This window comes from Cohnella nanjingensis, from assembly GCF_014212125.1.
Taxonomy (GTDB): Bacteria; Bacillota; Bacilli; order Paenibacillales; family Paenibacillaceae; genus Cohnella; species Cohnella nanjingensis.
In genome coordinates this window covers 17,445-39,388 of the sequence record NZ_JACJVP010000016.1, presented here as the reverse complement: position 1 = coordinate 39,388, position 21,944 = coordinate 17,445, and the positions used below count along the sequence as shown (strand labels likewise).

At 61.7% G+C, this 21,944-nt stretch carries 17 protein-coding genes; 14 read left to right on the top strand and 3 right to left on the bottom strand.

The window, feature by feature from the left end:
- Positions 1 to 832: 832 nt before the first annotated feature.
- Both H7C19_RS10340 and acnA read right to left on the bottom strand, forming a co-directional pair.
- The gene (locus tag H7C19_RS10340) at positions 833 to 1,972 is read right to left on the bottom strand and encodes a SepM family pheromone-processing serine protease (protein WP_221469163.1); all 1,140 of its coding nucleotides are present in this window, start codon (positions 1,970 to 1,972) and stop codon (positions 833 to 835) included.
- A 312-nt stretch (positions 1,973 to 2,284) separates the two neighbouring features.
- On the bottom strand, positions 2,285 to 4,999 hold the full coding sequence (acnA, locus tag H7C19_RS10335; protein ID WP_185142577.1) for an aconitate hydratase AcnA: 2,715 nt from the start codon (positions 4,997 to 4,999) through the stop codon (positions 2,285 to 2,287).
- 449 nt (positions 5,000 to 5,448) lie between these two features.
- Here acnA and H7C19_RS10330 point away from each other — a divergent pair, with 449 nt between their 5' ends.
- Both H7C19_RS10330 and H7C19_RS10325 read left to right on the top strand, forming a co-directional pair.
- Positions 5,449 to 6,522, top strand: coding sequence for an amidase domain-containing protein (locus tag H7C19_RS10330; protein WP_313731543.1), 1,074 nt, complete (start codon positions 5,449 to 5,451; stop codon positions 6,520 to 6,522).
- Between the two features lie 53 nt (positions 6,523 to 6,575).
- Positions 6,576 to 7,739 (top strand): D-alanine--D-alanine ligase, encoded by a 1,164-nt coding sequence (locus tag H7C19_RS10325; RefSeq protein ID WP_185142571.1) that lies wholly within the window; start codon positions 6,576 to 6,578, stop codon positions 7,737 to 7,739.
- Between the two features lie 673 nt (positions 7,740 to 8,412).
- Here H7C19_RS10325 and H7C19_RS10320 read toward each other — a convergent pair.
- Positions 8,413 to 9,618, bottom strand: coding sequence for an ROK family protein (locus H7C19_RS10320; protein WP_185142570.1), 1,206 nt, complete (start codon positions 9,616 to 9,618; stop codon positions 8,413 to 8,415).
- A 242-nt stretch (positions 9,619 to 9,860) separates the two neighbouring features.
- On the opposite strand from H7C19_RS10320, the gene H7C19_RS10315 reads away from it, so the two are divergent.
- The 12 genes from H7C19_RS10315 (at position 9,861) to H7C19_RS10260 (ending at position 21,872) form a co-directional block, all read left to right on the top strand.
- The gene (locus H7C19_RS10315; RefSeq protein WP_185142569.1) at positions 9,861 to 10,316 is read left to right on the top strand and encodes a MarR family winged helix-turn-helix transcriptional regulator; all 456 of its coding nucleotides are present in this window, start codon (positions 9,861 to 9,863) and stop codon (positions 10,314 to 10,316) included.
- A 64-nt stretch (positions 10,317 to 10,380) separates the two neighbouring features.
- Entirely contained in the window at positions 10,381 to 11,145 is a 765-nt protein-coding gene (locus H7C19_RS10310) for a pirin family protein (RefSeq protein ID WP_185142568.1), read from the top strand.
- Between the two features lie 16 nt (positions 11,146 to 11,161).
- Positions 11,162 to 11,776, top strand: a complete 615-nt coding sequence (gene wrbA, locus H7C19_RS10305) for an NAD(P)H:quinone oxidoreductase (RefSeq protein ID WP_185142567.1) — start codon at positions 11,162 to 11,164, stop codon at positions 11,774 to 11,776.
- Between the two features lie 226 nt (positions 11,777 to 12,002).
- Positions 12,003 to 12,320 (top strand): hypothetical protein, encoded by a 318-nt coding sequence (locus tag H7C19_RS10300; protein WP_185142566.1) that lies wholly within the window; start codon positions 12,003 to 12,005, stop codon positions 12,318 to 12,320.
- Between the two features lie 38 nt (positions 12,321 to 12,358).
- Positions 12,359 to 12,562, top strand: a complete 204-nt coding sequence (locus tag H7C19_RS10295; RefSeq protein WP_185142565.1) for a DUF4177 domain-containing protein — start codon at positions 12,359 to 12,361, stop codon at positions 12,560 to 12,562.
- Positions 12,563 to 12,631: 69 nt separating this feature from the next.
- On the top strand, positions 12,632 to 13,657 hold the full coding sequence (gene uvsE / locus H7C19_RS10290; protein ID WP_185142564.1) for a UV DNA damage repair endonuclease UvsE: 1,026 nt from the start codon (positions 12,632 to 12,634) through the stop codon (positions 13,655 to 13,657).
- 170 nt (positions 13,658 to 13,827) lie between these two features.
- Complete coding sequence (locus H7C19_RS10285) at positions 13,828 to 14,646, top strand: sulfite exporter TauE/SafE family protein (RefSeq protein WP_376775346.1); 819 nt, start codon at positions 13,828 to 13,830, stop codon at positions 14,644 to 14,646.
- 133 nt (positions 14,647 to 14,779) lie between these two features.
- Positions 14,780 to 15,616: an inositol monophosphatase family protein gene (locus H7C19_RS10280; RefSeq protein ID WP_185142563.1), complete on the top strand. Its 837-nt coding sequence runs from the start codon at positions 14,780 to 14,782 to the stop codon at positions 15,614 to 15,616.
- 470 nt (positions 15,617 to 16,086) lie between these two features.
- Positions 16,087 to 16,374, top strand: coding sequence for a hypothetical protein (locus tag H7C19_RS10275; RefSeq protein ID WP_313731541.1), 288 nt, complete (start codon positions 16,087 to 16,089; stop codon positions 16,372 to 16,374).
- Positions 16,375 to 16,604: 230 nt separating this feature from the next.
- Positions 16,605 to 18,386: a sensor histidine kinase gene (locus H7C19_RS10270; protein WP_185142562.1), complete on the top strand. Its 1,782-nt coding sequence runs from the start codon at positions 16,605 to 16,607 to the stop codon at positions 18,384 to 18,386.
- Positions 18,361 to 19,992, top strand: coding sequence for a response regulator (locus H7C19_RS10265; protein WP_185142561.1), 1,632 nt, complete (start codon positions 18,361 to 18,363; stop codon positions 19,990 to 19,992). Before H7C19_RS10270 ends, H7C19_RS10265 begins: the two co-directional genes overlap by 26 nt.
- Positions 19,993 to 20,150: 158 nt before the next feature.
- The gene (locus H7C19_RS10260) at positions 20,151 to 21,872 is read left to right on the top strand and encodes an extracellular solute-binding protein (protein ID WP_185142560.1); all 1,722 of its coding nucleotides are present in this window, start codon (positions 20,151 to 20,153) and stop codon (positions 21,870 to 21,872) included.
- The last annotated feature ends 72 nt before the right edge of the window (positions 21,873 to 21,944 follow it).

The following is a 21,944-nucleotide window of genomic DNA, read 5'->3' as shown; positions in this document are numbered from 1 at the left end:
TGCAATGCCATTGAGTTTACATACGCACTTTCGCGCCTCACGCCCGCCGACCGCCAAAGTAGGTAGTTTACATACGCACATTCACCGCTCCAGCCTGCCGACCGCCAAAGTAGGTAGCTACATACGCACTTTCGCGCCTCACGCCCGCCGACCGCCAATGTAGGTAGTCTACATACGCACTTTCGCGCCTCACGCCCGCCGACCGCCAATGTAGGTAGTCTACATACGCACTTTCGCGCCTCACGCCCACCGACCGCCAATGTAGGTAGTCTACATACGCACATTCGCCGCCTCAGCCGACCGACCGCCAATGTAGGTAGTCTACATACGCACTTTCGCGCCTCACGCCCGCCGACCGCCAATGTAGGTAGTCTACATACGCACTTTCGCCACCTCAACCGACCGATCGCTGATGTAGGTAGTTTACATACGTACTTTCGCCGCCCCAGCCGACCGACCGCTGATGTAGGTAGTTTACATACGCACATTCGCCGCCCCAGCCGACCGACCGCCAATGTAGATAGCTACATACCCGCAGCAAGGCATAGGGGCTGACTCTAGGTCGATTTATGACCTTTTTTGGTTCACCCCCTTTGGGCCCCCAAACGCCCTAGCGCTCAAATGACGTACCGGGTACGTCTCTTTATGCGTCCGCGCAGCTAACACTCTCTTTCCTTACGCCGCCAGAGACAAACAAAGAGGCTGCCCCTCAATCATCCAGATGACTGAGGGGCAACCCCGTTTGCCTTCATCATTTCTCGGCGCGCTCCGCGCAAACCGCGCTACAACCGATTTACTCGACGCGCTCCGCGCAAGCCGCGCTACAACCGATTTACTTGGCGCCCGCCGCTTCGGCCGTCGACTTCGCGTCCGCCGCCTTTTTCGGCTCGAGCTTGTTCAGGAAGTCCAGCGCGTCCTGCAGCGACGACACCGGCACGAGCTTGGGCGACAGCTTCAAGTCGGCCACGGTCTTCTGCGCCTCGCTCCAGTTGCCGAAGCCCTGAAGGACCGCGTTGATCGAGGCTTCGGGATCGATCTTCTGGTTCTCGTCCCAATGCTGCGCGGCGCCCTTGGTGTAGGGGACGAGGAAGTAATCCGCCTTCTCCCGATCGGCCGCCATCAGCTTGTACTGGATGCCGCCGATCAGGCCGACGCTGCCGTCCGCGGCGATCGTCCCGGTACCCGCGATGCGGTACCCCTTGGTCAGATCCTCGTTCTTCAGCTGCGCGATAATCTCCAACGTCATCATGAGTCCGGCGGACGGACCGCCCGTATCGTTGAAGTCGAATTGGACCTTGTCGGGCGGCGTGACCTTGAGTACCGTCTGGTTGACGAAGCCGACGCCCGGCTTGCCGGTCGACATCTTGATGAGCGGCACGGTCGCTTCGAACGGCTTGCCCCCGCGGGTGCCGGCGAGCTTTACCGCGTCGCCGACCTTTTTGCCCGCTAGATAGCCGCTCAGCTCCTCCGCCTTGTTGGCCTTCTTGCCGTCCACCGAAGTGATGATGTCGCCTTCCTGGAGTCCGTGCTCGCGCGCTTCCGTCTCCTTGAGGAATTGGTACACGATCACGCCCTGTTCATCGACTTTGATCGTGCGCTTCATGGCCGAATAGGCGGCGAGCAGCGCGTTCGCTTCCGAGCTGTCGCGCATCCAGGCGAGCAGGTTGCGGTAGGCGCCCATGTTGACCGCTCCGCCGGTCGCCTTGGCTTCGGTCTGAATGTCCATGCGCGGATTCAGCCAAGCGTATGCGAGGGAGAACAGGTTCGGCTTGGAGTAGGTGGACACGGTCGTGAACAGCAGAGAGCCTTTCTCATTCAGCTTGGAATCCGTCTCTACCCGAGGATGCACGGGTTCGGCCGAGCCCGGGCCATATAGCACATAAGGCCATGACCAATAGTTGGCCGTGACCAGGATGATGGCGATGAGGCCGACGATGATCGCCGCGCGGTAACGTCGGAATCCTCTTTTCATTTCTCTAGACACCCGGGTTCACCTCCGTCCCTCATTATAGCTTATCTTCCCCGCGTTCCCCAAATTCCTCCTGCGCGTTTCATATGGCATTTCAGGAGGCAGCTTCAGCTGGCAGCCTCAAACGGCCCTAGATGGCGGCTTCAACGCGCGAGACGGAAGCTTCGACGCTTAAGCCGGCAGCTTCGACTCTCAAGACGGCACGCTTCGGCGTCCGCAGGCGGCGGTGGCGGCGGTGGCGGCGGTGGCGGCGGAACCGAAAAACCGCCGGAATCCCGAGGATTCCGGCGGTCCGTGCTCCTAGGAGGGAGCCGATTATTGGTTCGCGATCATCTGACGGAGAACCGTCTGCAGGATGCCGCTGTTGCGGTAGTAGTCGACGTCGACCATGGAGTCGAGGCGGACGATGGCCGGGAATTCGAACGTCGTGCCGTCTTCGCGGGTCGCGGTAACGGTGATCGTCTGGCCCGGTTGCACGTCGTTGCCGAGGCCTTCGATGTCGAATTTCTCGCGGCCGCTGATCCCGAGGGTCTTCCAGCCGGTACCCGGTTGGAACTGCAGCGGCAGGACGCCCATGCCCACGAGGTTCGCGCGGTGGATCCGCTCGAAGCTCTCGGCGATGACCGCTTTGACGCCCAGCAGGAACGTCCCCTTGGCCGCCCAGTCGCGGGAGCTGCCGGTGCCGTATTCCTTGCCGGCGATGACGACGAGGTTCGTCTTGTTCTGCTGGTACTTCATCGAAGCGTCGTAGATGGACATCACTTCGTCGGTCGGCAGGTAAGTCGTGACGCCACCTTCCGTGCCCGGCGCCACTTGGTTGCGGATGCGGATATTCGCGAACGTGCCGCGCATCATGACCTCGTGGTTGCCGCGGCGGGACCCGTAGGAGTTGAAGTCCTTCTTGTCGACGCCGTGTTGGATCAGATACTCGCCGGCCGGGCTATCGGTCTTGATGTTGCCCGCGGGAGAGATATGGTCCGTCGTGACGGAGTCGCCGAGCAGCGCCAGGACGTTCGCGCGCTTGATGTCGCCGATGTCCCCCGGCTTGTCGCCCAGGTCCGTGAAGAACGGCGGGTTCGCGATGTAGGTCGACTTCGCGTCCCACTCGTACAGCTCGCCTTGGGGCACCGGAATTTGGTTCCATTGCTCGTTCTGCGTGAAGACGTGCTCGTACTTCGCGCGGAACATATCCGGCGTCAGCGAAGCGCCGACCGCTTCTTGAATCTCTTCGTTCGTCGGCCAGATATCCTTCAGGTAGACCGGCTCGTTCTTGCTGTCGTAGCCGATCGGGTCGTTCGCCAGGTCGATGTTCACCGTGCCGGCCAGCGCATAGGCGATGACGAGCGGCGGGGAAGCCAGGTAGTTCGCTTTGACTTGGGCATGAACGCGGCCTTCGAAGTTCCGGTTGCCGGACAGAACGGCGGCGACGGTCATGTCGTTGTCGGCGATCGCTTGGCTCACTTCGTCCGGCAGCGGGCCGGAGTTGCCGATACAGGTCGCGCAGCCGTAGCCGGCGACGTAGAAGCCGATCTTCTCCAGGTAAGGCAGCAGGCCTGCCTTAATCAGGTAGTCGGTTACGACGAGCGAACCCGGCGTGAGGGAGCTCTTCACGTATGCCGGCTTGGTCAGGCCGCGCTCGACGGCTTTCTTGGCGACGAGGCCCGCGCCGACCATGACGCTCGGGTTGGACGTATTCGTACAGCTCGTGATCGCCGCGATGACGACCGCGCCGGTGGTGAGCTTGCTCACTTGGCCGTTGCGGTGCTTCACTTCGGCCGTCTGCGCGATCTTCTCGTCGGACAGGCCGTAGCCGCCCTTGTCGATCGGCGTGCGGATGATGTTGTTGAACTCTTCCTTCATCGCCGTCAGCTCGACGCGGTCTTGCGGACGCTTCGGACCGGCGAGGCTCGGCACGATCGTGGAGAGGTCAAGCTCGATCACGTCCGTGAAGACCGGATCCGGCGTCTCGTCCGTACGGAACATGCCTTGGGCTTTGTAGTAGGTTTCGACGAGCTCGATCTGCTTGTCGTCGCGGCCGGTGAGGCGCATGTAGTTCAGCGTCTCGGAGTCGACCGGGAAGAAGCCGATCGTCGCGCCGTATTCCGGCGCCATGTTGGCGACCGTCGCGCGGTCGGCCAAGCTGATGTTGGACAGGCCCGGACCGAAGAACTCGACGAACTTGCCGACGACGCCTTTCTTCCGGAGGATCTGCGTAACGGTCAGCGCGAGGTCGGTTGCGGTCGCGCCTTCGGCGAGACTGCCGCTCAGGCGGAAGCCGATGACTTCAGGCATGACGAAGTACAGCGGTTGGCCGAGCATGCCGGCTTCGGCTTCGATGCCGCCGACGCCCCAGCCCACGACGCCGAGGCCGTTGATCATCGTCGTATGCGAGTCGGTGCCGACGAGAGAGTCCGGATAGACTTCGGTTACGCCGTTCTTCGTCTTGGTCGCGGCGACCGAGGCGAGATATTCCAGGTTGACCTGGTGAACGATCCCCGTCGCGGGCGGCACGGCGCGGAAGTTGTCGAATGCCGTTTGCGCCCAGCGCAGGAAGCGGTAGCGTTCTTCGTTGCGCTCGAACTCGATGTCCATATTCTGTTGCAGCGCGTCCGGCGTACCGAATGCGTCGACCATGACGGAGTGGTCGATGACGAGATCGACGGGCACGAGCGGATTGATCCGCTTCGGATCGCCGCCGGCTTGCTTCACGGTCTCGCGCATAGCGGCGAGATCGACGACGACCGGAACGCCGGTGAAGTCTTGCAGCACGATGCGCGCGGGAATGAACGGGATTTCTTTGTCTTCGCGGCCGTTCGCCCAGTTGGAGAGCTGCTTCACGTGTTCGAGCGTAATCGCGCGTCCGTCGAATTGACGGAGGGCGGCTTCAAGCAATACTTTCATCGAGAAGGGCAGTTTGGATACGGGACCCAAGCCTTGCTCTTCCAGACCTTGCAAGTCGTAGTACCGGAACGATTTGCCGGCGGCTTGCAGGTCGGCTTGTACATTGTACGGTAGGGTGGACAAAATGATCGGCCTCCTTCGATAAGTTCGGCCATGAGTCGCAAGCGCGATCAGCGGGACTCATGTACGGCGGATCGGTTTCACTCTGTGAAACGCGATTTCAAAATTAAAACCTTCTTACTTAGTATAGCGTTTCGCATGCGTTCAGTAAAGATGGTTTTCGCCGATAACGAGCCGATTGCGGGGCTTTTTGGACGGTCGCTTCCATTCCGAAGCTTCGCGGCCGAACGGCGTCTAGAACAGCGGTTGCGAAGGAATCCGTCGCCGGGAAGACAACGCCGCCGCATCGCATACGGCCATAGGATGCCGCAATCCGGCAGTCGGTCATCCGCCGCGGAAAGGTGAATTTAATGGAGAGATTCGAAAAAGGGCCGGAGAACCGGGACCGCAGGCATGGTTCGCTCGACAATCGCATAGGATGAATCGACGCCATCTGCGCCTAGCGGGAGGGATGAACGGTGCCGGATCTCGAGCACGGTTGGAAGCAAACGATGATCGACTACGTGAATGCGTTGAACGAAGCCGGCGTGCACGGCAACATCGAAGCGTACCGGCGCATCGCGGATAGCGAGCACCGAAGCCGGCTCGCGAGAAGGGCGCTGGCGGTTACGCGCCGGGATGCGAGAGAGCGTCTCCGGCCGATCCGCAGCGAGATGCGGGCGCGCTTGCTGCGGCATACCGCGAGCGCCAAGGAGGCGTCGGCCGACGTGCAGATCCATCTCCTGCGCTCGTACGAGCAGCGCAGCCAGCCTTGGCTCGAGGAGCGGCTGGAGAAGGAGCGGATCCGCTTCTTCTATGCGAACGGACGGTGGCGGATCGACCGCATCGAACCGCTGGCCGGCGAGCTCGCCGCCGCCGCGGTCTACTCGTACGATGCCGAACCCGCGGAGGATGGATATGGGGGCCGGACGATCGCGCCGTCGGTGCCGTTCATCAACCCGAACGCGCAATACGCGCCCCGGTCGCGCGTGTACGCCGGTTCGGGCGCGGCAGGCGAAGAATGGGGCGGTTACGGCATCCGTGCAGCGCCTTACAGGCGCGAAGCGGCGGCCGCCTACGCGGAGCAGTGGTGGGACAAACCGAATCCCGCTTACGAGGAATTCGAGGTGAACTGCACCAATTACGTATCGCAGGGTCTCTTTGCAGGGGGCGCGCCGATGAACTATACTGGGAAAAGAGAATCGGGCTGGTGGTACAGAGGACAGTCGAGCGGAAAGGAATTATGGAGCTTCAGCTGGGCGGTCGCGAACAGCTTGCAGCGGCATCTGTCTCTGCCGCGGGGATACGGTCTCCGTGCAGTAGCGGTGAATTCGCCCGACCAGCTCATGCTGGGCGACGTCATCTGCTACGACTGGGACGGCAACGACCAGTTCCGCCACAATACGATCGTCACGGCGTTCACGCCGGAAGGCATGCCGCTCGTGAACGCGAATACGGTCCCGAGCCGGCATCGGTACTGGGACTACCGCGACTCGTACGCATGGACGGAACAGACCCGTTACCGCTTCTACCACATCGCCGACCATTTATAACCGACATCATGTTTTCCCCTTAATCAAGGTCGTCGGACTAGCGGAGGTCAATCATGGCAAATGGGCAAAAAGTGCGCGTCGGTCTCGTCTACGGAGGGCGCTCCGGCGAGCATGAAGTATCGCTGCAGACCGCGTTAGCGGTGCTGAAGGCGTTCGATTACGACAAATACGAACTCATCCCCTTCTATATAACGAAGTCCGGACAATGGCGATCGGGGCCGCTGCTCGAAGCGCCGCCCGCGGCGGTCGCGGAGCTGCAATTCGGCGATTCGGCCGCCGGCGGGACCCGCGATGCCGGACGCACGGAGCGGCAGGCGCCCGCGCTCCTGCCCTTGCTCCAAGGCATGTCGGAGCGGATGCTCGCAGCGTCGGACGACGCCGGAGACGACCGACCGATCGACGTCATGTTCCCGCTGCTGCACGGCACGTTCGGCGAGGACGGGACCATTCAGGGCTTGTTCGAGATGGCGGGGCTGCCGTACGTCGGCGCGGGCGTGCTCGCTTCGGCGGTAGGCATGGACAAAGCGACGATGAAGACGATGTTCGCGCAGGCGGGGCTGCCGCAGGTGGGATACCGCTTCTTCACCCGCTATCAGTGGACGAAGGAGCGGGAGGCGCTCCTGGACGGCATCGAAACGGCGCTCGGCTATCCGTGCTTCGTGAAGCCGGCCAACTTGGGCTCCAGCGTGGGCGTCTCCAAGGCGCGCACCCGGCAGGAGCTGACGGCCGCCGTCGAGACGGCGCTTCGCTACGACCGCAAAGTCATCGTCGAGGAATTCGTGGATGCGCGCGAGATCGAAGTGAGCGTGCTCGGCAACGACGAGCCCCAGGCCTCGGTGCCGGGCGAGATCCGCAGCTCGAACGAGTTCTACGACTACAAGGCGAAGTACACGGACGGCAAGAGCGTCATGGTCATCCCGGCGGAGATTCCTCCGGAGAAGACGGAGGCGATCCGCGAGATGGCGGTGCGCGCCTTCCGGTCGATCGACGGCTCGGGCCTGTGCCGCGCGGACTTCTTCCTGCGCAAGTCGGACGGCGAGCTGTTCATCAACGAGGTGAACACGCTGCCCGGCTTTACGCCGTACAGCATGTACCCGCTCATGTGGCAGGAGAGCGGCTTGCCTTACCGGGCGCTGTTGGATAAGCTTATCGAACTGGCGCTGGAGCGGTACCGGGAGAAGGAAGCGATCGATTACGGCGGCGGAGAAGCCGATTAAGCGATCTGTAGCAAAGCATAAACATTCAGACGCACGCTGTAACGATAAAAAGTATCGTTGCAGCGACGAAAGGGGCGCCGACGCACGCTGTAACGATAAAAAGTATCGTTACAGCGACGAAAGAGGCGCCGACGCACGCTGTAACGATAAAAAGTATCGTTACAGCGACGAAAGAGGCGCCGACGCATGCTGTAACGATAGAAAGTATCGTTACAGCGACGGAAGAGGCGCCGACGCATGCTGTAACGATAAAAAGTATCGTTACAGCGACGGAAGAGGCGCCGACGCATGCTGTAACGATAAAAAGTATCGTTACAGCGACGGAAGAGGCGCCGACGCACGCTGTAACGATAAAAAGTATCGTTACAGCGACGAAAGAGGCGCCGACGCATGCTGTAACGATAGAAAGTATCGTTACAGCGACGGAAGAGGCGCCGACGCATGCTGTAACGATAAAAAGTATCGTTACAGCGACGAAAGAGGCGTCGACGCATGCTGTAACGATAAAAAGTATCGTTACAGCGACGAAAGAGGCGCCGACGCACGCTGTATGACAGGAACACCTCATGGCAGTTTGTGCATTTTCATAAATAAGAAGCGGCAAGCGAGCCCGAGAGGGCGGCGCAGCCGCTTTTTGTCGTTGACGGCCGCGAGACCCGCCGCGCCCTGCCGCTCATACCTTGAGATTGCGCAGCACCATGACGGCCGCGCCGGTGGCGACCGCGTCCTCCTTCAGCTCTCCCTTGGAGAACGACGGCCTGTAGTCGGACGAGTAGTAGATATTCTGCCCGGCCACCCGCGTAGCCGTCTCGAAGAACATCTCGTGGGAAGCGATCAGCGCGCCGCCCAAGATGACCCGCTCGGGATGGAGGATATTGATCAGATTCGCCAAGCCGACGCCCAGATAAGAGGCGGATTGGGCGAATAGCTCCCGCGCGAACGGATCGTCCCGGCGAAGCGCCTCCAGCAGCGTGTCATAGGACACGGCGTCGGGGGCAGGCGGACGCGAATCCGGAAGGGCGAGGGCGCCGCTTCCCGAACGGAGCTGCGTCCTCGCCCGCTTCTCCAGCGCCTGCACGGAGGCGAAGGCTTCCAGCGCGCCGTAGTTGCCGTTTTCCTGCAGCCGGGGACCGTCGACCTGAACGATCATCTGTCCGATCGCCCCCTCCGGATCGATCGCCCCGTAGACGATGCGTCCGTTCGACATCATGGCCGAACGGAGTCCGGCGCCCGCGTGCACGTAGAGCATGTGGCGGACGTCCTCGCCGCGGAGCATCCAGTGCTCGCCGATGAGCGCCGTATTCGCGCCGTTCTCCAGCATGCAGGGAAAGCCGAGGCGCTGCTCGAGCAGGTCGCGGATCGGCAGGTCCGCGTACCCGCCGGCCGGGAAGAAGAGGGGACTCAGCAGTCGGCCCGTCCGCTGATCGAGCGGGCCGACGGCGCCGATGCCCATGCCGAGAATCTGCGCGGTCCGGATGCCTTGTTCCTCCATGCCCGCGCGAACTTCCGCCTCTACGTGCGCGACGAGCCGTTCCGGCGTCATCGACGCGTCCATCCGCCACCGGGTCAGACGCAAAGGATTCATATGAAGATCGAATAGGCCGAGCGACGAATACAGACGCGAGATCTCCAGGCCCCAAACATAGCCGTATCGGGCGTTCAGGCGGTAGAGGATCGGCCTCCTGCCGCCAGTGGAGTCGCCGCGCCCGCCTTCCTGCAGCAAGCCTTCCGCCGTCATCTCTTCGAGCAGCCGGGTGAGGCTGCTGCTCGTGAGCGCCAGCTGGTCCATGAGTTCGCTCTTGGAGACGATCCCTTTGGTTAGCGCGAGTTCGTACACCAGCTTCTTGGCTGTAGGAATCGCGGTCGTTCGCATGCTCATCGGAATGCCTCCATTGGATAAAAACCGAGAAACCGTATCGGATAAGCGGTTAACGACCTTCATTATAAACGACCTCGCGCATCGGCGCTAGCGTGCGGGGCGAAGGCCGGCGCAGCCGGAACGGCGCGGGACGGGCACGGACCAGCGCGTCGCGGCTCAGGCGGGCAGGCGGTTGACAGGATGGCGGGGGTCGGTTATAATTTATCTTGAAGTCAAGATATTTTCGGAAAGGAGGGCGACTCATGAACGACCGCGAAGTTTCGGCGGAGGAGCAACTGAACCTGAAGGCCTTGATCGCGCTTGGCCGAAGCCATCGTTCGGTCATGGGGCGGCTGGCGCTTCAGATCGAGAGCCACGGCCTGAATCCCACCGAATTCGGCGTTCTTGAATTTCTGTACCACAAGGGCGAACAGCCCACGCAGAAGATCGGGGAGAAGATCCTGATCACGAGCGGCAGCATCACGTACGTCGTCGACAAGCTCGAACGCAAAGGCTACTTGAAGCGACGGCGCTGCGAGCAGGATCGCCGGGTCATCTACGCATCCCTCGCACCGTCCGGAGAGGCATTGATGGACCGCATGTTCCCGGAGCACGCGGAGGCGATCAACCGGCTGTTCGCGCCGCTCGAAGAAGCGGAGAAGCGGCAGATGATCGAGATCCTGAAGAAGCTTGGGATGCATGCAGAGCAGCAGTCATGACGGCATTCGTCATTTTACGTCTAATATCTTGAATTCAAGATTTCTAATCGAAGGAGCGATTCGGATGAAGATCGAGACTTATTCGCCGGAACGGCAAGGGACCGGATTTTTCGACGGGGGCAAGATTACAGAGCAGAAGCCGATCGGATTCCCGCGCGAAGGCGGGGCCGTCACGCGCGTCGGACCGCTGTTCTACTGGGCGTGGTTCCGCGCGGAGGCGCCGGCGGCGATCGGACTTCACCCGCATCAGGGCTTCGAGATCGTCACCTATGTCCTGTCCGGCGAGGTGTTTCACGGCGATACGCTGGGGACGCGAAGCACGGTATCGGCAGGCGGAGCTCAGGCGATGCGGACCGGATCGGGCGTCCAGCACGAGGAAGCGATGCAAGGCGAAGGCACCGAAGGATTCCAGATTTGGTTCGAGCCGCATCTGAGCCAATCCATCAAGACGGCCCCGTCGTATATGCAATTCGAGCACGAAGCATTCCCCGTGAGCCGGGAGGACGGCGTGGAGGTGAAGACCGTCATCGGGGAAGGCGCGCCGCTCCGCTTCACGGCCGACGCCAAGATGCACGACGTCCGGCTGGCGCCGGGCGCGAGCTACGCGAGACCCATGCCGGCGGGGTATGCGCTGGCGGCATTAGCCATTAAGGGAGGCGGTCGCTGGGTCCATCGGGAGCAGGCATATGCGTTCGGAGAGCGGGACTTCATCGTCCTGCAGGCGGATGCCGAAGACAACGCGGTCGTATTGCAGGCTGGCGACGATGAATTGCGCATGGCGATTGTGGAGATACCAATCCAGGTGAATTACCCCTTGTACCGCAAATAAAAGGAGGCAATCGAATATGGCAAACGTTAAATTGGCAGTCATCTACTACAGCGCGACGGGCACCAACTACCAAATGGCGCAATGGGCCGCCGAAGGCGCGAAGGAAGCGGGCGCGGAAGTCAAAGTACTTCGAGTTCAGGAACTGGCGCCGCAAGCCGCGATCGACAGCAACCCGGGCTGGAAAGCGCACGCGGAAGCGACGAAGGACGTTCCCGTCGCGACCCTCGCCGATCTGGAATGGGCCGACGCCTTCATCTTCAGCGTGCCGACCCGCTTCGGCAACATTCCCGGCCAAGTGAAGCAATTCATCGATACGACCGGCGGTCTGTGGTTCCAAGGCAAGCTGGCGAACAAGGTCGTGAGCGCGATGGCGAGCACGAGCAACCCGCACGGCGGCCATGAGTCCACGATCCTGGCGCTGAACAACGTCTTCTACCACTGGGGTGCCATCCTCGTGCCTCCGGGCTATACCGATCCGGTTACGTTCGGGGCGGGGGGCAACCCGTACGGCACCAGCGTCACGCAAAAGCAAGACGGAGGCATGCTCGAAGACGTCCAAGCGGCCGTCAAGCATCAAGCGAAGCGTACGGTTACCGTTGCGGGCTGGGTGAAGCAAGGACTCGGCCAATAAATAAACCGTTCCATCTTTTCGTAAGGCGGAAAAAGGCGTTCTTTCGGCTGCATCGGCGGCGGGGAACGCCTCTTTTTGCTTTTCGACGTTGCGGCGCATTCAGGCACGGCCGCCAACGCTGATCCGATTGCCGAGGATGCGACGTCGCAAGGGAAAATCGCCTTTGCTTTCTTTCCGCCGCCCCGCCAGTTTATAATAGCAACAAACGAAGTGCGGAGGGATCGCGATGGGATTTCAGACGGAGTTCAATTCCGTATGCAAGTTCAAATCGGAGCAGGAGCTGTACGAGCTTCTCGAATACGGCCGGGGCAAGATGATGAAAAAACAGTTTCGCGTCTTCCCGACGGGCCAGAAGGTCATCGCGTACGCGCCCGACAACCGGGCGGTCGCCATCGTGCGCATCCTCGCTTCGATCGCGGAGATCAACTTTCAGGGCGAAGAGGTCACGCAGGTCGAGATGGAGCTCGTCCGCAAGCTGACGGAAGAAGAGTCGCGGGTGCAGACCGCGCTCGCGTACGAGATGTTTTTTGGAGAACAGGCTTAATCGAACTTCATGCGCAATTCGGGGGAGGCGGCATCGCGATGGATCGCTGGGAATATCAGACTTTGAAGTATAAGACGGGCGGCTGGCTGGGCGGCAAAGTCGACGAGCAGGAATTCCAGAATGAGCTGAACCGGTTCGGCTACGAAGGCTGGGAGCTCGTGTCCTGCTTCGATACGAGCGTGTCCCAGGGCGCGTCGAGAGACGTCATCGTCGTCTTCAAAAGAAAGCTTCAGGTCGGCTGACGGCTTCCCGATCGGGACACACTCATGAGGAGGCGTCCCCTCGAAAGCCGTCGGAAGAGGTGAGAAGCTGTGATCGTCCGTTTCGGATTCGTCGCCATGTCGGTCTTGCTGGAGAACGCGTCTCCGTCCCGGACGATGACGTACACGAATTTCGCCAAGCTGGCGGATCGGGAAGCGGGGCTTCGGCGTCTGGAACGCCTCGCCGAGGAGAATCTGCAGAATACGCTGCGGCTGCTCAAGCATTGCAAATACTCGGACGTGAAGGTCTACCGGATGACGTCCAAGCTCATCCCGCTCGCGACGCACGAACGCATGCAGGACTGGAATCCCTATGAAGCGTTGGCCGGTCCGTTCGCGGAGGTAGGCGCCTTCGTCCGGGAGAACGGCATGCGCGTGTCGTTCCACCCGGAACACTTCACCGTGTTCAGCACGCCGCGCGGGGAAGTGCTCCGCAACGCGATTCGCGATCTGGATCATCATGTCCGCATGCTGGAGATGATGGGCCTCGACGAGCGGGCGACCTGCAACATTCATGTCGGCGGCGCTTACGGGGATAAGGAAGAGGCCGGCAGGCGCTTCCTCCGCCAATTCGGCGCGCTGGAGCCGCGAATCCATCGCCGGATGACGCTGGAGAACGGCGACAAGACGTTCACGGCCGCGGAGACGCTGGCGCTGAGCGAGGAGACCGGCGTGCCGATGGTGCTGGACCTTCATCATCATGCGGTCAATCCGGGCGGCGAGCGGGCCGAGGCGCTGTGGGACCGGATCCAAGAGACGTGGGTCCGGTTCGGATGGAACGGGCTCGATCCCGCGCGGCCGGCGGGAGCGCGTCTGCCGCCGAAGATGCACGTCTCGACGCCGAAGAGCCTGACCGATCCGCGCGGTCACGCCGACCATGTCGACCCGGCGCCGCTGCTTGCTTTTCTGCGGAATATCGCCGGGAGCACGCCCGCCGTGGACGTCATGATCGAAGCCAAACGCAAAGACGAGGCGCTCATGCGGCTCATGGCGGAGTTGCAGGCCGCCGAGGCGAGCGGACAGCCGGTCCGCGTCTTGGACGGCGCGAGCGCGGAAGTGGCGGGCGGGACCCTGTAAGCGGAAACATGCTTGATTTCGCGGCCCAAATGCGTTAGGGTGGACACAGAGTGTCGCCAGGCATCGTCAGGCCGCGGCTAACGAAAATAGGCCATGCGAGGCCGCCCCGCTCATCGGACGATGGGCCGGCGGTCTCTTTGCATGAAGGCATAGAGGGGCGGCTGACGCAAGTGGGTTGGATCGTAATCGTATTGATCGGAGTCGTCTCCGCGATATTCGGCAGCATCGTCGGTCTCGGCGGAGGGATCGTCATCGTGCCGTCGCTCGTGCTGATCGGGCCGTCCCTGCTGGGCGAGACGATCGCATCGCAGACGGCGGTCGGCACCTCGCTGGCGGTATTGATCTTCACGGCGCTGACGGCGACTTGGACCTACAAGAAGCAGGGCAAGGTCGACTTTCGCAGCGGCTGGCTGTTCTTCTCGACCAGCGGTCCCGCGGCAATGGCGGGGGCGCTGCTCACCAACGCGATTCCCCAGGGTCCCTTTCAATTGGCGTTCGGGGCGTTCATGCTGGCCATGTTCGGTCTCATGGTGGCTAGAGAACGCATGAAGCCGCTCCGCATCGACTGGCCGATCCAGCGCACCTTCACCGACGGCGCCGGGACGACTTATACATACGGCTATAATCTGGCGCTGGCGTTGGTCATCGGCTGCGGCGTCGGTCTCGCATCGGGCCTGTTCGGCATCGGCGGGGGTTCGCTGTTCGTTCCGCTCATGGTGCTGCTGTTCCGTTTTCCCCCGCACGTGGCGACGGCGAGCTCGATGTTCGTGATCTTCCTGTCGTCCGTCTTGGGGAGCACGGTTCATCTGTGGCACGGGAACATCGACTGGCCGCTGTTCTGTGCGTTGGCGCCGGGCGCGATCGTCGGCGGGCGGCTGGGCGCCGTCATCGCCTCGCGGATGTCGGGCAAGCAGCTAATGTGGCTGCTCCGAGTAACGCTGCTGCTCGTGGCCGTCTATCTCATCGTGAAGGGCATTCGCGAATTGTAAGGGGAATCGGCGGGAAAGGGGTTCCATTAGCCGGAACCCCCCGAGGCGTCCGAACGTATAACTTAATAGAGTAAGACAGGCAATGACAAGCCAATGAGCTTCCTAATCAATCATCGATACGAGGGATGAAATTATGAGCGAGAACCAGCCGATCATCGGCGGGAAGAGCTTCACGGCGGTCGCGGTCAACTGCGCGTCCAAGGCCGGAGAATGGATCAAGAGCAAAATCGGCAACTTCGCCTCTCCAGATATGAAATATTCGATGCACGATCTCGTCACCGAAGTGGACAAAGGTTCGGAGCGCATGATCCGCAACCTCATCGGCACTCATTTCCCGCATCATTCGTTCTTGGGCGAAGAGGGCGTGGAACCGGGGCCGGAAGCTTCGGTCAAAGCGCTGGAGAAGGTTAGCGGCTCCGAATACTTATGGATCGTCGATCCGGTGGACGGCACGACGAACTACGTTCACGGATTCCCCTACTATTCCGTCTCGATCGCGCTGGCGTACAAAGGCGAAGTGATCGTCGGCGTCGTGTACGATCCATCGCGGGACGAGTTGTTCGTCGCCGAACGGGGAAAAGGAGCCTATGTACATGGCAAACGGATGCAGGTATCCGGCGAGAAGGCGCTAAGTCAGAGCTTGCTGGCCACGGGCTTCCCCGCGGACCATCAGGTCGCGCTGCCCGCGAATCTGCGGCAGACGCTGGCGCTGGCGCCGCAAGTGCGCAATATCCGCAGCTCCGGCTCGGCGGCGCTCCATATGGCTTATGTCGCTTCGGGCCGTCTCAGCGGCTTCTGGGAGATCGGCCTGAACGCCTGGGACCTGGCGGCGGGTTCGCTGCTGGTGCAGGAGGCGGGCGGAACGGTGACCGATCAGAACGGGCAGCCGTACAGTCTGGGCGTGCGCAACGTGGCCGCCAGCAACGGTCTGATCCAAGACGAATTGCTCGCGGCGCTCGCGAAGGCTTAGCGGTTCGTGAAGAGGGCCGGGAGCGCGGTATGGCGGGAGACCGTCGGAAAAATCGACTAATGCGGGTGCGGGGTGCCGACTGGCGGGAGATGGTCGATGAAATCGACTAACTCGGGTGCGGGAAGCGTCGAATGGCCGGAGATGGTCGATGAAATCGACTAACGCGGGTGCGGGAAGCGCTGAATGACGGGAGATGGTCGATGAAATCGACTAACTCGGGTGCGGGAAGCGTCGAATGGCCGGAGATGGTCGATGAAATCGACTAACGCGGGTACGGGAAGCGCTGAATGACGGGAGATGGTCGATGAAATCGACTAACTCGGGTACGTTGGGTGTCACGAGATCTTCGGAATAATAGGAGATCTCCGAAAACTCCTCCTTCCCTGGCGCCGACGGCGCCTGCATAGCCCTTCGTCCCGCACATGAGAACGCGCGATATCGATCATCCTAGAGCGAAGGAGGCGTTGGCGATGGAGCGAGAAGACGAGCGCAATCCGGCAGCGGCCGAGCCCGCCGAACGTGAAGAGGCGCTGAACGACGATGAAGCAGCCTTCATGACGGCGGCCGAGGCGGAGCTGGTCCGGGCGCTGAGCGAAGGCGAAGTCGACGCGAAGGATCCCGCCGAAGAGGCGGTGGACCGGCTGCGGCCCCGCTGGGAGATCCGGATTCAGACGGAGCGCGATCCCGTGGCGGAGGAGACGGCCGCGTACCGCAAGATGGCGAAGGAAGTGGACGACCGTTACGGGCAAGAGGACTAGAATGCTTGCGAAATGGAGATAGGGCGGCCCTGCGGCCGCTCTATTTTTGCGCTTTGGGCCGTTAAGGGATGCGCTTCGGCGCAAAGCTGTCAAAAGTGCAGAAAAATTGCGACCTTCTCCTAGGAGCCCCCAATCGGATGTTATAAGATTAAGGATACGGCTGATCTTCCGCGCCTTCGCATGAAGACGGCCTATTCCCGCACCGTCACAAGGAAGGGGTCGCGCAGCCTATGCCCAGAATCAACCTGTTCCGCAAGATCGTGCTGATCCTAGCGCTGCTGCTCCTGCCGATCGGGGCGCTCTACTACTGGTCGAACCATCGGGGAACCGAGGTGCTGCGGGACGAGCTCAACAAGTCGAATACGAGCAAGCTCGAGTTTTTCCAATCGCAGGTGGACGCGAACATCGACTCCATCACCCTGTGGCCGAATCTGCTCGTCCACGATCCCGACATCGCCGAACTGCGCGACACGGCGCCGTCCGGCTCGCCGTATCTGGACCTGGAAGCGATTACGCTGGTGAAGCGGATCCAGCAGAAGCTGAGCACGCAGGAGAGCTCCATCAATTGGAAGAGCTCTCTTTACATCTACTCTCCCCGGCTGAATCGGGTTATCACCGACAGCGACGCCGTCAGCTACGACGATGCCGAGCTGAAGGCGCGGATGAAGCAGGGGTGGCAGGTGAAGCCTTCGGGGACGGAGCCCGGAAGCTCGTACGTCTTCTCCCTGTTCACGGTCACGCCGTATAATGCCTTCAGCCGGCCGGACAAGGCCGACCTGATTATCGAGGTGCGGTTCGACAGCGGCAACATCGCGGGCATGCTCGACCGGTTCAAGAGCGACAGCCGGCGCAACCCGTTCTACTATAAAGAAGGCGTCGGCATGATCTACAACAGCACGGCCGACCGCAAGGTGGCGGACGAGCTGGTGAATACGCTGAAGGAAGGCAGCCTGCAAGAGACGAGCAATCAGACGCTGGAGCTCGAGGGCGGGACCTACCTCGTCAATACGAAGCTGTCCGCGGCGACCGGCTGGTACTTGATCGACTATATCCCTTACGGCGACGTCGTCGGTCCGATCCGGGAGACGAACCGGCTATTCTATGCGGCGCTCGGATCGCTGCTGATCATGGGCTGCGTGCTGGCATACATGCTCTACGCCCAGGTCCAGGTGCCGATGAAGCGTCTCGTTCAGAGCTTCCAGCGGCTGAAGCAGGAGGATTACTCCGTGCGGCTCGTGCCGAAGGGCAGCAGCGAGTTCAGCTTCGTGTTCATGCGCTTCAACTCGATGGTGGAGCAGATTCAGGAGCTGTTCGGCAAGGTGTACCTGGAGAAGATCCATGTGCGGGAAGCGCGCCTGAAGCAGCTGCAATCCCAGATCAATCCCCACTTCTTCTACAATTGCTTCTCCTTCATCTCCAGCATGGCGAAGCTGGAGAACTACAAGGCGATCGTCGCCATGTCATCGAACTTGTCCAGCTACTATCGTTATACGACGCGCCAGGAGCGGGACTTCGCGACGCTGTCGGAGGAACTGGACTTCGTGACGAGCTACCTGGAGATTCAGCGCATGCGTCTCGGCCGTCTCCGGTTCGAGGTCGAGCTGCCTTCCTGGCTGCGCCATCTGGAGGTACCTCCGCTCCTGATTCAGCCGCTGGTGGAGAACGCGGTGCTTCACGGCATCGAGGAGAAGGCGGGCGAAGGTTGGATTCGCCTGACGGCCGGCGAGGACGGCGACCGGATCGCGATCGTCGTGGAGGACAGCGGAAAGGGCATGGGGGAGGCCGCGATGAGGCGGCTTCGGGAGAAGCTGTCCGCGCCGCTCGGCGAGGAGACCGGCTGCGGGCTATGGAACGTCAATCAGCGGCTGCAGCTCCGCTACGGGGAAGATGCGGGGCTGACGGTGTCCGAGGGAGCCTCGGGCGGATTGCGCGTCGAGCTAAGCTGGAGTGACGGCCGCTTCGGCGGCGCGGGAGGAGGACCAAGCGATGATCGAGATCCTGCTGGTGGATGACGAGGTCTACGTGACCGAGAGCTTGCGCAAAACGATCCCGTGGGATCGCATGGATATCGGCCACGTGTATACGGCGGATTCCGCCGCCGAAGCGCTGCGGATTCTGGAGGAGCGCGAGGTCGACATTCTGGTCAGCGACATCCGCATGCCGGAGACGGACGGCCTCGAGCTCGTCCGGCTGGCGGGCCGGCGCTGGCCGCACATCCGAAGCCTGCTGCTGACGGGGCATTCGGACTTCGAATACGCGAAGAAGGCGATCGAGCTGCGCGTGTCGGGCTATATCCTGAAGCCCGTCGACGACGACGAGTTCATCCGCGGCGTGACGGATGCGATCGAATCGCTGCGCGACGAATGGGAGCAGTCGGAGCGCTACAATCGCCTGCTGTACGACCTGAAGTCCGATCGCGCGCTGCTGCGGGAGCGACTGATGCACGATCTGCTGCTCGGCCGGCAACTGCCGAGAGCGACGCTGGCGGACAAGCTCCGGCAGTACGAGGTGCCGATCGTCCAGGACGCGCCCGCGCTCATGCTGCAGATCCGCATGGGCGGACACTTCGCCGAGTACGACGCCGAATCGCTGGCGCTCATGGAATATGCGGTGGGCAATATCGCCGAGGAGGTGCTGGGCGAAGGCTTCCGCGTATGGCACGGCAAGGCGCCGCACGACTGCCTGGCGCTGCTCGCTTCGATGGATCGGCCCGAAGGGGGGCCGGGCGCCGCGGCCGCGAAGCCGATCCGCGAGGAGCTGGAGCGGCTGGCCACCGATATCGGCCGGCAGGTGCGCACCTATCTCAAGGGCAGCATCTCGATCGTGGTGAGTCCGTGGTTCCTGTTCCCGGAGGAGCTGTCGTCCGCCTACCGCGGCGGTCTCGCCGCCTTGTTCGAGCATGGCGGCTCGCGTGGGCAGGAGTTGCTCTTCCTGGAGGACCTCCCGCCGAAGCGCGCCGGCGTCCAGTCGCTAGAGTCGCTGTACAAGCCGCCTACGCTCATCCATCTGCTCGAATCCAAGCAGTGGGAGGCGGCGGGAGAGAAGATCGCGGACGTCCTCGGGGACTTGGAGCGGATGGAGCAGCGCTATACGGACGAGCATCTGTACGAGGTGTATCTGAGCGTCACGAACGCCTGCCTCTATCTCGCCCACAAGCAGGGACTGCTCATCGGAGAGATCGACGGGGGCGGATTGGACCCGGTCACCGAACGGCACATGCTTCAGTCGCCGCAGCGGCTGCGCGTCTGGTCGCTCGAGCTGCTGGACAAGCTGAGGAGGGAGTTGTCCGAGAGCGATACGCATACCCGCAGCAGGCTCGTCAAGCAGGTGCGGGAGCTGGTGACGCGGGACATCGGCCTGGATATCTCGGTGAAGACGATCGCCGACAAGGTGTACCTGCATCCCGTATACTTGTCCAAGATCTACAAGAGCGAGACCGGCGAGAGCCTCGGCGACTACATCATCCGCATCCGGATGGAGAAGGCGCTCTATCTGCTCAAGCATACGAACAAGAAGATCTACGAGATCACCTCCGAGCTCGGCTACCAGAACCCGCAGTACTTCAGCAAGATGTTCAAGAAGTTCTACGGCATGACCCCCAACGAGTATCGGGATTAGGGGCAGGGCTGGGAGGGATGGGACCAAATATGGTTGTAACGGGTCCGAATAAGGTTGCGAAAGATGCAGAAATGTTCGATTAATGACGTAGGTTCCCGGTTCCCCCTTCCTTATAATTAGCTTTAAGCAAGCCAAACGCACAAATAGGGGGAACGACAATGACAGCCTTCGCCAATAAAAAGCTCGCAGCAGGGGCGGCGCTCATGCTGGCCGTCACGGGCCTGTCGGCCTGTTCGGGAGACAACGGCAAGTCCGCGGCGAGCCCGTCCGCAACCGTAAGCGCTTCCGCGACGAGCGGCGCATCGCCGTCCGCATCCGCATCCGAATCCGCAAGCGCGTACAAGGACAAATACGATCCGCCCGTGACCGTCACGACCGTATGGGGCGTCGACCCGGCGCTCAAGTTCAAGAACGGCGAATCGATCGAGAACAACGTCGCGACCAAGTGGGCGCTGGATACGCTCGGCATCAAGATCGATTCGCTGTGGTCGGTGACGGATACGAACAACGCGTTCGCGACGAAGATGCGCCTCGCGATGTCCTCCGGCCAGAAGCTGCCGGACGTCGTTACGATCGGCGACGCGCAGCTCGCGCAGGACCTGATCGATACCGGCGCGTTCCGCGAGGTCGGCAGCTTGTTCGACGAATACGCGAGCGACAAGTGGAAGACGGCGATGAACCTCGACCCGAACGTCTGGAATCCGTATGTCCGCGACGGCAAGAAGATCGGCATTCCGGTGCTCGACTACGCCTACAACCACGATTATCTGCTCTGGATCCGGCAGGATTGGCTGGATAAGCTGAACCTTCAGGCGCCGAAGACGATGGACGATCTGGAGAAGGTCATGGAGGCGTTCAAGAACAACAATCCGGACGGCCTCAAGCCCGACAAGGTGCTGCCGCTGTCCATCGGCTTCAAGACGACGATGAACACGTGGATGGGCGATCCGTCCTGGGTGTTCGGCGCTTACGGCACGATCCCGGGTCAATGGAACGCCGCGGCGGACGGCAGCCTGGAGTACGGCTCCATCAACCCGGCTTCGAAGCAGGCGCTCGCGAAGCTGAAGGAATGGCGCGACAAAGGCTACATTCCGAGCGAGGCCGCGCTCTGGGACGAGAACAAGACGTCCGAGCCCGCCGTGGCGGGCATCGCGGGCATCATCCCCGGTCCGTACTGGATGAGCGGCTGGCCGCTGCTCGATACGGCGAAGAACGTCCCGACGGCCGTCTGGAAGCCGTACCCGATCCCGACCGGACCGGACGGCAAAGCCGGCCGCCACGGCACGAACTTCACGAGCGGCGTGACGCTCATCAACAAGGACATGAAAAACCCCGAAGCGCTGTTCACGTACCAGAACTATCTGTTCGAGCATCTCGCGGACCCGCAGCCGGGCAGCGAATGGGACGTCGGCGTGTTCAAGGGCTACGACTACGACCTCGACGCCGGCGGCAACCCGCTGTACCTCGACAAGATTCCGGGCGGAGAAGTCAACATCAACCGCTACTGGCTCGTCAAGGACGGCGCGCGCATCCCCGACGCCCAGATGAAGGCGCTGCTCAAGCTAGGCGACGGCAGCGAGCCGACGACGCGCCTGGAGAAGGAAGTCAAGAACAACTACGGACCGGAGACGCCGGCGGCCGCCAAGGTGCTGCTGTCGCAGCCCGACATCTCCTTCAAGGATATGTTCACCGGCCCGGCCACGCCGACGATGCAGTCCAAGCAGGACTACCTGAAGAAGATCGAGCTGCAGACGTTCAACGAGATCATCTACGGCAAGAAGGGCGCGGACAGCTTCGACAAGTTCGTGACCGACTGGAAGGCCGCGGGCGGAGACAAGATCACGCAGGAAGTGAACGATTGGTACAAGAGCACGAAGTAAGCTGGCCAGCCGACGGCAATCCCCGAAGATCCGCGCCGGATCCCGGGGATTTTTTTTCGGGGGACATGCGCG